Annotated in this window: 11 protein-coding genes; 7 read left to right on the forward strand and 4 right to left on the reverse strand. The window is 60.5% G+C overall.

Translation table 11 applies throughout. The features are described 5' to 3' along the window. The first annotated feature begins 1 nt into the window (after nt 1). The 4 genes from kdpB (at nt 2) to C4J89_RS08135 (ending at nt 6,269) form a co-directional block, all read left to right on the forward strand. On the forward strand, nt 2–2,065 hold the full coding sequence (kdpB, locus tag C4J89_RS08120; protein ID WP_124414195.1) for a potassium-transporting ATPase subunit KdpB: 2,064 nt from the start codon (nt 2–4) through the stop codon (nt 2,063–2,065). A gap of 41 nt (nt 2,066–2,106) precedes the next feature. Next, nucleotides 2,107–2,652: a potassium-transporting ATPase subunit KdpC gene (gene kdpC / locus C4J89_RS08125; protein ID WP_124414196.1), complete on the forward strand. Its 546-nt coding sequence runs from the start codon at nt 2,107–2,109 to the stop codon at nt 2,650–2,652. A gap of 83 nt (nt 2,653–2,735) precedes the next feature. Further along, a complete protein-coding gene (locus C4J89_RS08130; protein WP_124414197.1) occupies nt 2,736–5,387 on the forward strand; it encodes a sensor histidine kinase KdpD in 2,652 nt (883 codons plus the stop codon). Nucleotides 5,388–5,579: 192 nt separating this feature from the next. Beyond that, nucleotides 5,580–6,269: a response regulator gene (locus C4J89_RS08135; RefSeq protein ID WP_124370103.1), complete on the forward strand. Its 690-nt coding sequence runs from the start codon at nt 5,580–5,582 to the stop codon at nt 6,267–6,269. A 140-nt stretch (nt 6,270–6,409) separates the two neighbouring features. On the opposite strand, the gene C4J89_RS08140 is transcribed toward C4J89_RS08135, so the two are convergent. Further along, on the reverse strand, nt 6,410–7,447 hold the full coding sequence (locus C4J89_RS08140) for a patatin-like phospholipase family protein (RefSeq protein WP_124361881.1): 1,038 nt from the start codon (nt 7,445–7,447) through the stop codon (nt 6,410–6,412). Between the two features lie 217 nt (nt 7,448–7,664). Here C4J89_RS08140 and C4J89_RS08145 point away from each other — a divergent pair, with 217 nt between their 5' ends. From C4J89_RS08145 to C4J89_RS08155, 3 genes are all read left to right on the forward strand, one after another. Further along, a complete protein-coding gene (locus C4J89_RS08145) occupies nt 7,665–7,943 on the forward strand; it encodes a hypothetical protein (protein ID WP_003238638.1) in 279 nt (92 codons plus the stop codon). Between the two features lie 45 nt (nt 7,944–7,988). Next, nucleotides 7,989–8,750 (forward strand): CHAD domain-containing protein, encoded by a 762-nt coding sequence (locus tag C4J89_RS08150; protein ID WP_124414198.1) that lies wholly within the window; start codon nt 7,989–7,991, stop codon nt 8,748–8,750. Between the two features lie 90 nt (nt 8,751–8,840). Further along, nucleotides 8,841–9,638: an acyl-CoA thioesterase II gene (locus tag C4J89_RS08155; RefSeq protein WP_124361883.1), complete on the forward strand. Its 798-nt coding sequence runs from the start codon at nt 8,841–8,843 to the stop codon at nt 9,636–9,638. Between the two features lie 3 nt (nt 9,639–9,641). Here the strand turns inward: C4J89_RS08155 and C4J89_RS08160 are convergent, their stop codons facing one another. The 3 genes from C4J89_RS08160 to C4J89_RS08170 all read right to left on the reverse strand — a co-directional run bounded on the left by C4J89_RS08160 (nt 9,642) and on the right by C4J89_RS08170 (nt 15,238). Continuing rightward, nucleotides 9,642–10,004, reverse strand: coding sequence for an Mpo1-like protein (locus C4J89_RS08160; protein ID WP_124361884.1), 363 nt, complete (start codon nt 10,002–10,004; stop codon nt 9,642–9,644). Between the two features lie 117 nt (nt 10,005–10,121). Continuing rightward, the gene (locus C4J89_RS08165; RefSeq protein ID WP_124414199.1) at nt 10,122–10,526 is read right to left on the reverse strand and encodes an Imm50 family immunity protein; all 405 of its coding nucleotides are present in this window, start codon (nt 10,524–10,526) and stop codon (nt 10,122–10,124) included. Continuing rightward, nucleotides 10,526–15,238: an RHS repeat-associated core domain-containing protein gene (locus C4J89_RS08170; RefSeq protein ID WP_124414200.1), complete on the reverse strand. Its 4,713-nt coding sequence runs from the start codon at nt 15,236–15,238 to the stop codon at nt 10,526–10,528. The genes C4J89_RS08165 and C4J89_RS08170 overlap by 1 nt, the downstream gene beginning before the upstream one ends. Between the last annotated feature and the right edge of the window lie 152 nt (nt 15,239–15,390).

Genomic DNA, 15,390 nt, shown 5'->3' on the forward strand with positions numbered 1-15,390 from the left:
TATGAAAATGAATATGCCTGTAAAAAATGCGGCCCCGGTCAAACCCCAGGAACCTGCCAAAACCGCGATCTCGGCCCTGTGGCGCGCGGCGTTGGTCCAGGCGTTCGTCAAGCTGGACCCACGCCAACTGCAACGCTCGCCGGTGATGTTGGTGGTCGAGCTGACCGCCATCCTCACCACCGTGCTGTGCTTTGTGCCCGACACCGCCGTGCCGACCTTCGTGGCTGTGCAAATTGCTGTGTGGCTGTGGTTCACCGTGTTGTTCGCCAATTTCGCAGAAGCCTTGGCCGAAGGCCGTGGCAAGGCCCGCGCCGACAGCCTCAAGGCCGGCAGTGAGGGCTTGAGCGCTCGCCGCAAGGAAGCTGACGGTAGCTTCAAGGTGGTACCGGCCACCAGCCTGCGCAAAGGTGATGTGGTGCGCGTCGCCGCAGGTGAAATGATTCCTGGCGACGGCGAAGTGATCGAAGGTATCGCTGCCGTCAACGAAGCGGCGATTACCGGCGAATCCGCTCCGGTGATCCGCGAATCCGGCGGCGACCGTTCCGCCGTCACCGGCAACACCCGCCTGGTGTCGGACTGGCTGCTGATCCGCATCACCGCCAACCCCGGTGAGTCCACCCTGGACCGCATGATCGCCCTGGTGGAAGGCGCCAAACGCCAGAAAACGCCCAACGAAGTCGCGCTGGATATCCTGCTGATCGGTCTTACCCTGATCTTCCTGCTGGTGGTGGTGACCCTGCAGCCGTTCGCTCACTTCGCCAATGGCAGCCTGCCCTTGGTGTTCCTGGTCGCACTGCTGGTGACGCTGATTCCTACGACCATTGGCGGCTTGTTGTCGGCCATCGGCATCGCCGGCATGGACCGGCTGGTGCGGCTCAATGTGATCGCCAAGTCTGGCCGCGCGGTGGAAGCGGCGGGGGACGTGCATGTGTTGCTGCTGGACAAGACCGGCACCATCACCTTCGGTAACCGTCGTTGCTCGGCAGTGGTTGCGGCGCCCGGTGTCAGTGGTCGGGAAGTGGCGGAAGGTGCGCTGTTCGCCTCCCTGGCGGATGACACCGCCGAAGGCAAGTCCATCGTCGAATACCTGCGCGCCTTGCACCCCCAGGCAGAGCCGACGCCGGACGAACTGACTGCGGTCCCCTTCAGCGCCGAAACCCGTTTGTCCGGTGTCGACTATCAGGGCCGCGTATTCCGCAAGGGCGCGGTGGACTCGCTGCTGGCATTTATCGGCCAGCAACGCGGCGACCTGCAGCCGGCGTTGTCGCGGGAAATCGACAAGATCGCGCAAAGCGGCGGCACGCCGTTGCTGGTATGCGCCGATGGCAAATTGCTCGGTGCGATCCATCTGAAAGACGTGGTCAAGCCCGGCATCCGCGAGCGTTTTGCCGAGCTGCGCAAGCTCGGGATTCGTACCGTGATGGTCACCGGCGACAACCCGTTGACGGCCGCCGCGATTGCCGCTGAAGCCGGCGTGGATGACGTGCTGGCTGAAGCCACGCCTGAGAAAAAACTCGCACGTATTCGCCATGAGCAGAACGACGGCCGCCTGGTCGCCATGTGCGGCGACGGTGCCAACGACGCGCCGGCACTGGCCCAGGCCGACGTCGGCATGGCGATGAACGATGGCACCCAGGCCGCACGCGAAGCCGCCAACATGGTCGACCTCGACAGCGATCCGACCAAGCTGCTGGACGTGGTGCAGATCGGCAAGGAGTTGCTGGTGACCCGGGGCGCGCTGACCACCTTTTCCATCGCCAACGACGTGGCCAAGTACTTCGCGATCCTGCCGGCGCTGTTCGCCTCGATCTACCCGCAATTGGGCGTGCTCAACGTCATGCATTTGCAGAGTCCCCAGAGCGCGATCCTGTCGGCAATTGTGTTCAACGCGCTGATCATCGTGGTGCTGATCCCGCTGGCCCTGCGCGGTGTGCGCGTGCAGGCGGCGAGTGCGGCGGCCTTGTTGCGACGCAACCTGCTGATCTACGGCCTGGGTGGGCTGCTGGTGCCCTTTGTGGGCATCAAGGCGATCGACATGCTGCTGACGGCGCTGCACCTGGTGTAACCCTGCGGTCTTTTGTGGCCCGATTTATTGAGGATTTGACGATGACTAATACAATCCGCCCGGCCCTGAGCCTGCTGGTACTCATGACCCTGATCACCGGCGTGGCTTATCCGCTGGTGGTAACTGGCGTCGCTCAGGTTGCCTTCCCGGATCAGGCCAATGGCAGCCTGGTGCGCGATGTCAGCGGCAAGGTGCGCGGCTCCAGCCTGATCGCCCAGGATTTCAGCGGTGACGGCTGGTTCCATCCGCGTCCCTCGGCCGGGGCGTTCGCGACGGTCTCCAGCAGTGCCAGCAACCTTGGTCCGAGCAATCCTGCGCTGGCCACGCGCATCTTCGATGACGCGGATAAACAACAGATGCCCGGCCAGGGGCCCGTACCGTTGGCCTCGCTGACGACCTCCGGCAGCGGACTTGATCCACACTTGCCACCCGCGGCAATTGCCTATCAACTGGCGCGAGTGGCGGCAGCACGGAATGTGCCGGTGTCGACCTTGCAGCGGATGTTGGATGAACACATCGAAAGCCCGTTGGTGGGGCCGCCGGTAGTCAACGTACTGGCACTGAACATGGCCTTGGAAAAACTCTGAACCCCTGTGGGAGGGAGCAAGCCCCTCCCACATGTGATTGACATTGAACCTGACTGCTTTGATACCTGAAGGACACTACCCGCATGAGCGACTCCGGCCGCGCCGATGCCTTGTTAGCCGATCTACCCCGCAACGGCCGTGGCCGGCTCAAGGTTTTCCTCGGCGCCGCGCCCGGCGTGGGCAAGACTTACGCCATGCTCCAGGCGGCCCACGCCCAACTGCGCCAGGGCGTCCCGTTGATTGCCGGGGTGGTCGAGACTCACGGCCGTGCCGAGACGGAAGCCTTGCTCAGCGGCCTGCCGCAACAACCGCTGTTGCGCAGCGAATACCGTGGCGTGATGCTCGAAGAAATGGACCTCGACGGCCTGCTTGCGGCCAAGCCCAAGCTGGTGCTGGTCGACGAACTGGCCCATAGCAACGCCCCTGGCAGCCGGCATGAAAAGCGCTGGCAGGACATTCAGGAATTGCTCGCTGCCGGCATCAACGTATTCACCACCGTCAACGTCCAGCACCTGGAAAGCCTCAATGACCAGGTGCGTGGCATTACCGGTGTGCAGGTGCGTGAAACCCTGCCGGACTGGGTGCTGCAAGAGGCCGACGAGTTGCTGCTGATCGACTTGCCGTCCCGCGAACTACTGGAGCGCCTGCGCGACGGCAAGGTGTATGTGCCCGAACAGGCGCGCGCGGCCATCGATGCGTTTTTCACCCAGACCAACTTGATGGCCCTGCGCGAACTGGCCATGCAGACCGCGGCCGCCCACGTCGACGACGATCTGGCCCAGGGTTACCGCCAACTCGGGCAAGCTGCGCCGGCGGTGCGGGGGCGTTTGCTGGTGGGGGTCGATGGCGACGCACAGGCCGAACGCCTGGTGCGCCATGCCAGCCGGGTCGCCCAGCGGCGGCATTTACCCTGGAGCCTGGTGCATATCGACAACGGCCACGCGCGAGATGAACAGTCACGGCTACGCCTGCAAAATGCCCAGCAACTGGCGGAGCGTCTGGGCGGCGAGGTGGTGTTGCTGCGGGCGGGCGAGGTGGCTAAAACGTTGATCCAGCATGCCGCCGAGCGCCGCGCCAGCCTGGTCCTGGTCGGGCAGTCGCGCATGCGCTGGCGTCGACGGCTGTTCGGCGGTGGCCTTGCTGCACGCTTATTGCGCAGTGCGCGGGGCCTGGAAATCAACGTGCTCGACAGCGACGACATGCCTGCTCCGCCGCGCTTGCCGGATGCGCGTGGGTTGCGCTGGTTCGACTACGCCTTGGCCGTGGTGGCAACCGTTGTTGCGGCCGGCTTGGCCTGGGGCGTGTCCAGTGTATTGCCGCTGCCGAATATTTCACTGGTGTTTCTCGCAGCGGTGCTGCTGGTGGCGGTGCGCAGCAGTTTGGGGCCCTCGCTGGTGTGCGCCGCGTTGTCGTTCATGACCTATGACTTTCTGTTTATTCCGCCGAATTTCTCCTTTGCCATCCAGCGTGAAGAGGACGTGCTGACCCTGTTGTTCTTCCTGTTGATGGCAGCGCTCACGGGCAACCTGGCTGCGCGCCAGCGTCGCCAGTTGCAGGCGCTGCGCGATACCCAGGAAGAAACCAGCGAGCTGCTCGACCTGTCGCGCAAGCTCACTGCAGCCACGGATCGCCAGGCCGTTATCAGTGCGGCGGCTCACCACCTGCAAGGTTGGAATGACTTGGATGTATGCCTGGTCAATCGTGACGGCGAGGGCGGCTGGACAATCGAGACCGGTGGCCCGTTGACCCTTACCGAAGCCGAACGCGCTGCCGCCGATTGGGCCTGGCAGCACGATCAACCCGCCGGCATGGGCACCGGCACCTTGCCGTTTGGGCGCTGGTGGTGGTGGCCGTTGTCGGGCGAAGAGGGGCCCTTGGGTTTGCTCGGTGTCAGTGCCAAGCCGGGCTTGGAGTTGAGCGGGCAACGCCGCCGCCTGCTCACCGCCTTGAGCCAGCCGCTGGCCCAGGCGCTGGCGCGGGCGCAGTTGGGACAGGAGTTGGAGTCGGCGCGTTTGCACGGCGAAACCGAACAACTGCGCAGCGCCTTGCTCGCCTCTGTATCCCACGATCTGCGCACGCCGTTGACCTCCATGCGTGGCAGTATTGACAGCCTGCTGGCGCTGGGCGAGGCGATCCCTTTGGAGGATCGTCGCGAATTGCTCGAAGGCACCCGCGATGAAGCCGAGCGCCTCGACCGCTACATCCAGAACCTGCTGGACATGACCCGCCTGGGCCATGGCGCGTTGAAGCTGGCGCGCGATTGGGTCTCGCCCGGCGATATCGTCGGCAGCGCCCTTGGGCGTTTGCGCGCGGTGCTGGCACCGTTGCAAGTGAGTACCGATGTAGCGCCGCAGCTGCCGTTGCTCTACGTGCATGCGGCATTGATCGAGCAGGCGTTGGTCAATGTAATGGAAAACGCCGCACGTTTTTCACCGCCCCAGGGCCGTTTGCAGTTGAGCGCCGGCGTAGCGGACAACCAGCTGTTTTTCTCCGTGGCCGATGAAGGGCCGGGGATTCCCGAGGATGAACGTGCGAAGATCTTCGACATGTTCTACACCGCTGCCCGTGGTGATCGGGGCGGGCAGGGCACCGGCCTTGGCCTGGCGATCTGCCAGGGCATGGTTGGCGCACATGGGGGGCATATCAGCGTGGCGGATGGCATTGAGGGGCGCGGCACCTGCATCACCCTGTTTCTGCCGCTACAATCTCAGCCGGGCTTGGACACTGACCTTTGAAAACGTATGCCTACCGTGGCGAGGGAGCTTGCTCCCGCTGGGCTGCGCAGCAGCCCCAAAACCATTCGGTCGCGACGCATCACCTGCCTGACTAGTTTGGGAGCGCTTCGCACTCCAGCGGGAGCAAGCTCCCTCGCCGCAACAGGTTCGTTTCTACAATGGTTTGTTTTTAATGGATTTTAATTGGACACCATGAGCCAGACCGCGACGATTCTAGTCATTGATGACGAACCGCAGATCCGCAAATTCCTGCGCATCAGCCTGGCCTCCCAGGGCTATAAGGTGATCGAGGCCGGCACCGGCAACGAAGGCCTGGCCCAAGCGGCATTGAGCAAGCCGGACCTGCTGGTGCTGGACCTGGGCTTGCCCGACATGGACGGCCAGCAAGTGCTGCGCGAGTTTCGCGAGTGGTCGACGGTGCCGGTGCTGGTGCTGTCGGTGCGGGCCAGCGAGAGCCAAAAGGTCGATGCCCTCGACGGCGGCGCCAATGACTACGTGACCAAGCCTTTCGGTATCCAGGAGTTTCTCGCCCGTGTGCGTGCGTTGTTGCGCCAGGCACCGACGGGCGAGTCTCAGGAAGCCGCCCTGAGTTTCGGCCCGCTGACGGTAGACCTGGCCTACCGCCGCGTTCTACTGGACGGTGCCGAGGTGGCGTTGACCCGCAAGGAATACGCGGTACTGGCGCAACTGGCACGGCATCCTGGGCGAGTGATTACCCAGCAGCAATTGCTCAAGGATATCTGGGGGCCGACCCACACTGAAGACAGCCACTACCTGCGCATTGTGGTGGGGCATTTGCGGCAGAAGCTGGCGGATGATCCGACGCAGCCGAGGTTTATCGTGACTGAGGCGGGGGTGGGGTATCGATTGCTGAATACTTAGGGTGGATAGAGTTTCGCTGCCTCAACAAGCGTCATCGCGGGCAAGCCCACTCCCACATTCGACCGCATGCTCATGTTGAACTCAGTCTAATTGTGGGAGTGGGCTTGCCCGCGATGAGGCCACCAGCAGCGCCTACAATCTCAAGACTGCTCACTCTCATACCGATCCAACGTATCACTGGCAATTTCCCGCCCCAGCGCGATCAACTCCGGCGCCTTGTAGAACTCGAAAAAACGGCACACCCGCTTGGGCACGTTGATCAGCACATCCGGCGGGTAGCCGGCGATTTTGTACTGTGCCAATGACGTCTGCATCACCTCGAAACTCTGGTTGATCAGGTCCAGCAGCGATGCAGGCCCGACGTTATCGATAATGAACGAGCCTGTGGCTGACTTCGGCGTGCCGGGTTTTTCCGGCGCGGCGGCGGGTTGCTGGGATTCGGGCTCGGCCGACTCCAGCCATGGGTTGATCTCGGCGGCCTGGGCCTGCAACGCTTCCTGCTCAAGCTTCATCAACTGCTCGGCCTGTTTGCGTCGAAACGGCAGGTGCGAGCCCAATGATTTTGCCAGGCTGTTGAAGCGGCTCTTGAATGCCGGCGGGCGCTGGATCACCGGCAAATGATAGTGCTTCTGGTTGGTGGCGTTGAGGTTGACCGCGATGATCAAGTCGCAATGGCTCGACACCACCGGCACGATGGGCAACGGGTTGAGCAAGCCGCCATCCACCAGCATGCGGTTGCCCTGCATCACCGGCGTGAACAGGCTGGGGATCGCGGCCGACGCGCGCATGGCCTGGTGCAGGCAACCTTCCTGGAACCAGATTTCCTGCTGGTTGGTGAGGTCGGTAGCCACGGCGGTGTAAGGGATGCGCAGCTCTTCGATATTGATTTCGCCGACGATCTTGCGGATCTGCCCGAACACCTTTTCACCGCGAATCGCGCCCAGGCGAAAGCTCACGTCCACCAGGCGCAACACGTCGAGGTAATCGAGGCTTTCGATCCAGTTTCGGTACTCGTCCAGCTTGCCGGCGGCATAGATCCCGCCGACCACGGCGCCCATCGAGCAGCCGGCAATACAGGCGATGTCATAGCCGCGTCGTTCGATCTCTTCGATCACCCCGATATGGGCGTAGCCCCTGGCTCCGCCGGAGCCCAGCACTAAGGCAACACGTTTCTTCATGACCAGATCCTTCGTGAAACAGGTGCCCACAATGCACCCATCAAGGGGGCCGCCACAATCCTCGGTAAGCCTTGGCAATATTTTTCCAGAGTCGCGACTAGGCTCGGGTATGCTCTGGCAATAGGTACTACTGATTTCAGGCTAAGGACAAGGCACTTTTCCCTGTGGGCAACGTCTACAGGCTACGACAGATTTTGTATATTTTGAGGTGTCATCGATGAAAGCCTGGATGTGTGTTCCCGTGATCCTGTTGGCCCTGGCTGGCTGTGCCGGGAAAACCGCGTATCGCGACAGCTGCGGGTCGCAGTTGGATGCCGCCTGGAAAGAACTGGACCTGGCCAAGGCCGAGGGCTTCGCGGGCACCGTCAGCTACTCCAAGGCTTTGTCGTTGTTGACCGGGGCCAAGACCCAACAGCAATTCGAAGCGTTCGAAGGGTGCTCCAACAAGGCCGAGAAAGCGCGCTTCTATATCCGTGAGTCACGCGCCGGGCGTTGATTCGCTAGCCTCGAGTAGGCTGTTTCATCACACGGGGAGGGCAGGATGTCAGCGCTGGTCAATCAGTTGGTCGCTCAGGTCATTGGCCTGGAAGTAGGGTTACTGAGCTGTCAGGCGCGTCTTGCCGCCGTCACCGATGATGAAGCCTTGCATGATCTGCGCACTACCGTGCGCCGCTTGCGCAGCTTGTTGCGCCCCTTGCGCGGGTTACCGGGTGTCGAACAGCTTGAATCGGCCGCCCGCGCGGTCGGCCAGTTGACCACACCGTTGCGTGATCGTGAGGTGCTGGCGGCGTACTTGCAGCAGCAAGGTCATTATGAGGCGGCTGAGCGGCGTCTGCGCCTGCAGCCTGAGGCCTATCGCCAGGTGGCGCAGAGCTCGCAGCTCGCACACTTGTTGCAGATCCTCGATGCGTTTCCACGGTTCATCCGCGCTTCCCAACGCCAGAAATTGCTCAAGGGCCTGCGCTCGCGCATCCAGAAACGCCTGACCAAGCAATGGAAGGTTCTCGATCATGCGCTGAATGACCCCGAGCATGATCGCCACCGTTTGCGCCTGTTGATCAAACGCGTGCGCTACGCCGCCGAGGCGTATCCCGAACTGGATAAATTGCCCGCCAAGGCCCTGTCCGGTCTGAAAAAAGCCCAGGGCGCCCTGGGTGACTGGCACGACTGCTGGCAGTGGTTGATGCTGGCCGAGCATCAAGCCGATCTTGAGCCCTTCGTCGCCACCTGGCGTCAAACCATGGTCAAGGCCGAACGGCAAGCGGACCGGGTACTGGACAAGCTCAGCGCCGATTGTTTCTGAGCCGGTCCGGTTTTTGGCCGGAATAGGTGCTGTATCTGGCGGGCTTGGTGGTTAAGATTCCCTCATCGATTTTCTTGATGTGAGGTCGCCATGCGCTTTAGTGATTTGCTCGACGCTGCCCGTCAAAACCCACAGGATGTCACCATTCCTGCCGAATGGGCCCAAGGCCGCGCCACCTTTGGTGGCCTGGTCGCCGCGTTGCAATACGAAGCCTTGCGCGCCCACGTGCCGGCAGGCCGGCCGCTACGCTCACTGGCAATCACCTTCGTTGGCCCGGTAGCACCGGATGTACCCGCTAGCTATCAGGTTGAAGTGCTGCGCGAAGGCAAGGCTGTCAGCCAATTGCTGGGCCGTGTGGTGCAGAACGGTGAAGTGGCGACCTTGGTCCAGGCCAGTTTCGGTGCGCCCCGCACCTCGGAAATTGACGTCGCGAGCGAGCCGCCACCCATGTTCAAACATTGGGATGAATGCCAGGAGCTGCCCTATATCAAGGGCGTCACCCCTGAATTCATGCGGCATCTGGCAATGCGCTGGAGCGTCGGCGGCCTGCCGTTTACCGGCAATAAATCCCGCGACATGGGCGGTTGGGTACGGTTGCGTGGGGACGTGAAAGAAGAGCCTCTGACCGAGGCGCACATCCTCGCACTGGTCGACGCCTGGCCGCCGGCGTTACTTCCGCATTTGAAGAAACCGGCGCCGGGCAGCACCCTGACCTGGACCATCGAATTCATCCAGCCGTTGCAGCACCTGACCACCCTCGACTGGTGCCAATACCACGTCAACATCGAACACGCCCGCGACGGCTACGGCCATGCCGCCGCCGCGCTCTGGAGCCCGACCGGCGAGTTGATCGCCCTCAGTCGCCAGACCGTGGTGGTCTTCGCCTGACCCTCAATGCCGGTGACGCTGGCGCCACGCCCGCCACCAGCCGCCGCTGAGCACAAAGCGCGGAAACGTCACGAACTGCTCGACCACCAGGCGCTGCACCGCGTCGTTACGATCACTGAACGGCTCGCTCGCCTGGGCTTCCAGGCTGTGACCGTGACGCTGCAGCGCCAAGCCCGCCAAAATGCCGATCACGCCTACGGCAAAACTCACCAGGCTCAGGCTGAACACACCGGAAACGATCAACAGAAAGCCGATGATGAACAGCGGCACGGCAATCAGGTGCAAAGCCAGATTGGTGGGGTGCTGATGGTTTTGTGGGTAATTACGCCATTGCCAGGCGGGGAGATTGGGGTGACGTTTGCCCATGGTGGTGAATCCTCTGTCCGTTTAAACAACTTGGAGAGAGTTTAGGTGTAGATGGGCAAGGGTACGAATTAAGGCTAACTATGGAGTTCATAGGGGGCGCACGCAGAATTTTTAGGGCTAGAAAAAATAATCATCTGGTCCATTTATGTATACATTTGGATCGCAAATTGAAATGGATTTGGCTTTGAATTCAATTAAAGAGTTTTCGTTGGTCGCTTTAAAGTGGAAATGATTATTTTCTTTAGTCATAACGACAAAGAATACTTCTCTAACAGGAATGTTGTGTATTTTTAACTCGCGAATGCCATGACAATCAATGCCCATTCTGCAGGTGTTGTAGCCTTTTCCTTCCCATTTTTTTGGCAAGATATCTGGAAACTCGGGTATGTCGAATCCTAATCCCACAGAAGGTCGATCATTTTCTATTTGTAAAGAAAAAAGAGCGATTTTTCCGATTTCTATGGGCATACTAAAAATCTTTTCAAAAAAAATATTATGATCTAGTTCATTCCAATACTTCATCAGTTTTTCCTAAAGTTGTAATGATCTCTGCCGCCGTCTACGGTTCCGTTTCGAGGCTTTGCAAATGGTCGCAAATTGAAGTGAGCTTTTTGGTCTCCTATACCGTCCGCCCTGCCAAATTTATGCCCGGCAGAATGGTCTTGAATAAGAACCTTAGAACCGTCTGCTCTCGTGAATTGATACACCCTTGAGTATATAGGTCTACCACTCTCATCCAATATGTTCTCATCATTCAAATCAGTCATTTTTTCTATTTGGTACTGTTTCGTCCTTCCTGACTTCGGATTTTTCATCACATCAGGATTTTGGGTTATCGGTATATTGGCGTCCCTTTTTGCTTGCCTAAACGCACCTTTGCGAGAGTGATCAGGTATATCCGGTTCAGCAAGCAAAGAGCAGGTCGGTTTTTTCTTGCCTGGACCGGGACAATTCGCGTTCAGTCCCAGGGGATCAATCCATCCCGTAGGGTTGGGCACGTACTGGTACGCGTTGATCCCGCCCGCCAGCTTCACCGGGTCGGACGTCAGGTAACGACCAAAATCCGGATTGTAGTAGCGATGGCGGTTGTAGTGCAGGCCGCTTTCCGGGTCGAAGTATTGGCCTTGGAAACGTAGCGGGTTGTCGACTTTGCTTATGTCGAGTCGGCTGATTTCGCCGTAGGCGCGGTAGTGGGCGGACCAGACGATTTCGCCGTCGGGCGTGGTGAGTTCCTGCGGTGTGCCGAGGTGGTCGAGTTGGTAGTGGTAGGGCTTGGTTTCTTCTGGGCCGAAGCCTGCCAGCAGTGCCAATGGGTGGAAGCTGTCCGGTTCGTAGATGTAACTGCGATGACGATCCGCGTGGTGCTCAGCGACGATTTTGTCGCCTTGCCAGAAGAACTCGGTGGTTTTCCCATCCACGGTTTTGCTAATGCGCCGACCGAACGGGTCATAGCGATAACTGGCGGTTTGGCCGTTGGGTTTCGTGACGCCGATCAACCGGTGCTGGCAGTCGTAGCGGTATTCGGTGACGAGTTGATGGCTTTTGCCGCGCCGTTCGCGGGTCAGGTTGCCGAAGGCGTCGTAGTCGTAATGGTGATCGCCTTGGATCACTAGGCGGTTGCCCGCGACGATGTCCGGGCCAGGCCTGTCTTGCATCAGCAAGTTGCCGGCAGGGTTGTGGCCGAAGCGTTCCTGGACATCTTGCGAGTGATCGGCGCGGGTCAGGCGGTGGAGCGGGTCGTAGCGGTAAAGGTGTTCGCCTTTGCGGGTGTCGTGCAGGCGGGTGAGGTTGCCGGTTTTGTCGTAGTCGTAGTGGCGTTGGTAGAGGTGGTTTTCCTGCTGCGTGACGGTGTGGGCGTGCAGGCGGTTTTGCTCGTCATAGTGGTAATGGCTGAGCAGTTGGCCTTGTTGGCGTTGGTGTTCGCGACCGGCTTTGAACAGGTGTGAGGTCAGCAGCGAACCGTTCAGTTCGACGGTGGCGAGGTGGCCGCCTTTGTCGTGGTTGAAGGTGAGGCGATTGTTGTCCGGTAGGCGTAAATGCTGAAGTTGGCCGCAGGCGTCGTAGCCGTAGCGCAAAGTGCCCCAGCCTTGGTGTTCGGCAGTGAGGCGGTTTTGGCGGTCGTATTCGTAGGCCAGGAACCAGTGGCCGTCGTCGACGCTGAGGAGGTTGCTTTGGCGGTCGTAGGTGTATTCAACCGTATTGCCGTCGGGCAGGGTTTTTCCTACGAGGCGACCGGCATGGTCACGCTGGTATTGAGTGACGAGCTGACTGCCATCGTCGCCGTATTCGGTTTTCTCCAGCAGGTTGCCGTTGAGGTCGTAGGCGTACGCGGTGCGTTGGCCGTCAAAGCCGGTTTCCTGTTGGATCAGGCCGTTGGGGTGATAGTCGAGTTGGTAGGTTTCGCCGACTTCGTTTTCGATGGCGGTGAGCAGTAAGCGGGCGTTGTCGTAGCGGTAGTTGACCTGGGTGCCATCGGCATTGATGCGGCGGCTGATCAGGTGCAGGCTGTCGGCGTATTCGTAGCGGGTGACGTGGCCGAGTTCGTCGCGCTCGGCGATGATTTTTCCGTAGGGGTTGTAGCTGAATTCTCGTGTGGCACCGTCCGGCACTACCAAGCGAGTTAACCGACCCACGGCGTCCCATTGATACTGGGTCAGCGCGCCCTGTTCATCCTCACGCGCAACCTGCCGGCCCTGGTCGTCATAGCGATAGCGCTTGATCCCACCATTCGGTAGCTGTTCTTCAACGAGTTGCCCGCGTTCATTCCACACCAAGCGATGGCAGCTGTTGTCGGGATACCAAACCCCGGTCAGTTGCCCCTGTTTGTCGTAGCTGTAGTCGGTCGCGTTGCCATCCGGATCGATCTGGCGAATGACATCGCCCTGTTCATTACGCTCGTATTTCCAGACCGCCTCACCGCGCCTTACAACCCGTACGAAACCGTTGTCATGCTCGTAGGACGTCGGCTCATCATCCCCCGGAAACAGCGCGACCAAGCGTCCGGCGTCGTCGTATTGATAGGCCGTCACCGCGCCCAGCGGGTCTTGCTCGACCGTCAGGCGGCCCTTGTCATCGTAGGATTTGAAATGCTGGGCGCCGTCTGGGTCGATGCGCTGTACCAGCCGCGCCCGCTGGTCATGTACGTAAACTTCCTGGCTGCCGTCGGCGTTGTGCACGGTGACGCGACCGTCATCGCCCCAGGCATACCGCGTGTCCATCTGCGAGAAACTGGCCCAATGCCGGACACAGCGCGCCGCCTTGCCGGAACCTTCCCACTCCCAAAAGAAACTCGCCCCACCGGCCAGTTGCCGTTCAAGAATGACGTGCTGCTCGTCGTACCGATAACGCTCACATTCACCGACAGCATTGGTCGCTGAAACCAGTCGTCCACTGTCGTCATAGGCGTAGGCAACGACGTTCTGCTCGGTCACCCAGACGAACGGTTCACGCCCCGTGGCGCGATGAACTTGGTAGTCCACCGCGACAATGCGATCCAGCTCGTAGCGCAAGAGCAAAGAGCGGCCCACGCCGTTATCCAGCCGCTCAATCCGCCCCAACCGATCCCGGACAACCAACAACCGGTTGTCATACGCATCGCTGATCGCCGTTAGCACACCGTCGCGAAAGTGGTAGAAGCGCGACGCCTGGGCCAGCACCAACTCATCAGGCAACGACCCCAAGTAAATCGCAGCTTCCGCCAGGCTGTTGGTAATCGCCGGCCGAGCAGCTGTCGGCAAGGGCAGGGTGGTCGCGCGATTCTCATGGTCGGTCCACACCACCGAATCGCCCACAACCACGAGCCGCTGCGCCAGTGCATGGCTCCAGCCAAACCCCAAGCCACAGTCCACTTCCACCGCACTGCTGCGATACAAGCGCGTCCACTCGAACGGCAAGACCCCATCCAGCGCGCCATCGGTAAGTGTCAGCAGTTCCTCGCCAGTGACCATCGACACCGGGCAGCCGTTCGTAACGGTTTTATCCGCAGAGGCCGCCGCATCACCCTTCGGGTTCGAAGCCACGGCAGGCACATCATCCACCGCCTCCTGCCGCACCAACGCCGTACGCTGGGTCTTGCTGCGCACCGCCGGCACCGCGTTCGAAACCAGCGTGTCACCCGCCTTCAACGGCGCCACCGGCACCGCCTTGACCGCCGTCGCCGCACTGTTCAGCAGCAACGGCTTGGCCGCCTCCACATGGCTTTCCAGCCCAGGCCCCACAACCTGCTTGGCCAGCAGCTCCAACAACGCCCGCGCCCGCCCGGATTTGACGTGGCTGAGCACTTGAGCCCCCAACCGAAGCTGTACCCCAATCCCCCGCGTCGCCCATATCAGCAACAGATTGATCAACACTTCGCCGGTAATCTCACCCAGCAGTTCATACATCTCGGGCGGTGGCAGCATGCGTATCCAGGCCACCGCCGCGGAGAGATAAATGAACAACAGCGGCTCATCACTGAACACCAGCAAACCCTGGGCGAGCGTGTCTTTACCCAGCTTGAGTAACTGATCCAGTTCGGCTTGAGAAAGGTACTGCAGCAACTTCTCGCTGTTGGACTTAAGGTTCGCCAGCAGGTCGTACAGCTCGGTAATGTTGTCCCACAGGTTGTAAAAGGCCTTGCCAATCCCGGTTGCAAAGGCCGCTCCCTGTTTCGCGCTGCGCGTGAAGGGCGGGGCGTTTGCAAAATCTGTCCACTGAAGCTTGAAGCGCTCGTTCCATTGCTGGCGCAGGTCAGCTTCCAGCCCGACGATCACCGACTGATAGGATGCATACAGCGCCTTGACGTGATCCTTGGAAACGTTGGGGTAAAAGGTGACCTGGTACTGCTGGTCGCGAGTGCATTCTGGGACTTCAAGAATGCCGCTGGGGCCGATGGTTCGCTGCAGCGACGCGCCAATGGGAGTGCCGTCCTTGGCGATGGCTTGCAACGTGACCGGCGTGTTGCCGATCGGCACGAACCGGGTGCTTTCGAACAGGTGCACCAGGGTCAGCCCACCCTGGGCTTTGCACATGGCGACGGTGCGACTGGGCATGTCGGAAGAGATCGGCGCGACCAGTGCGACGTCTTCCCCGACCTTGAACACCTGCTCCACTTCCAGTGCCGAGCCACTTAAAAAGCTGTCGGCCCAGTCGTCGAACGTATTCAGGCAGTCGCGCAAATTCCGAAGAATGCTTTCAACATCTGGCGCTTCGGGGTCCATGGGGGCCAGCACAAAGCTGGCGATCACCGGAATCAAAACAGGGCCCCGGCGACCTGGGCCCTAACGAAAAAAACCATCTGCACTCCCTCGCACTGTTTGATCAGGCGAGGGACTTTGCAGAGGTTCGTCGGTAAAAGAAGTCGGCGTTATTCGCAGGAGTGGCGAGGAAGTTTCGTCTTAATCTCAGG

It is taken from the genome of Pseudomonas sp. R4-35-07, from assembly GCF_003852235.1.
Taxonomy (GTDB): Bacteria; Pseudomonadota; Gammaproteobacteria; order Pseudomonadales; family Pseudomonadaceae; genus Aquipseudomonas.

Bases quoted from the DNA above. Each gene is read 5' to 3' on its own strand.
- C4J89_RS08135 (WP_124370103.1), top strand. From the start codon at position 5,580: ATGAGCCAGACCGCGACGATTCTAGTCATTGATGACGAACCGCAGATC.
- kdpB (WP_124414195.1), top strand. From the start codon at position 2: ATGAAAATGAATATGCCTGTAAAAAATGCGGCCCCGGTCAAACCCCAG.
- C4J89_RS08165 (WP_124414199.1), bottom strand. From the start codon at position 10,526: ATGAAGTATTGGAATGAACTAGATCATAATATTTTTTTTGAAAAGATT.
- C4J89_RS08160 (WP_124361884.1), bottom strand. From the start codon at position 10,004: ATGGGCAAACGTCACCCCAATCTCCCCGCCTGGCAATGGCGTAATTAC.
- kdpC (WP_124414196.1), top strand. From the start codon at position 2,107: ATGACTAATACAATCCGCCCGGCCCTGAGCCTGCTGGTACTCATGACC.
- C4J89_RS08150 (WP_124414198.1), top strand. From the start codon at position 7,989: ATGTCAGCGCTGGTCAATCAGTTGGTCGCTCAGGTCATTGGCCTGGAA.
- C4J89_RS08140 (WP_124361881.1), bottom strand. From the start codon at position 7,447: ATGAAGAAACGTGTTGCCTTAGTGCTGGGCTCCGGCGGAGCCAGGGGC.
- C4J89_RS08145 (WP_003238638.1), top strand. From the start codon at position 7,665: ATGAAAGCCTGGATGTGTGTTCCCGTGATCCTGTTGGCCCTGGCTGGC.
- C4J89_RS08130 (WP_124414197.1), top strand. From the start codon at position 2,736: ATGAGCGACTCCGGCCGCGCCGATGCCTTGTTAGCCGATCTACCCCGC.
- C4J89_RS08155 (WP_124361883.1), top strand. From the start codon at position 8,841: ATGCGCTTTAGTGATTTGCTCGACGCTGCCCGTCAAAACCCACAGGAT.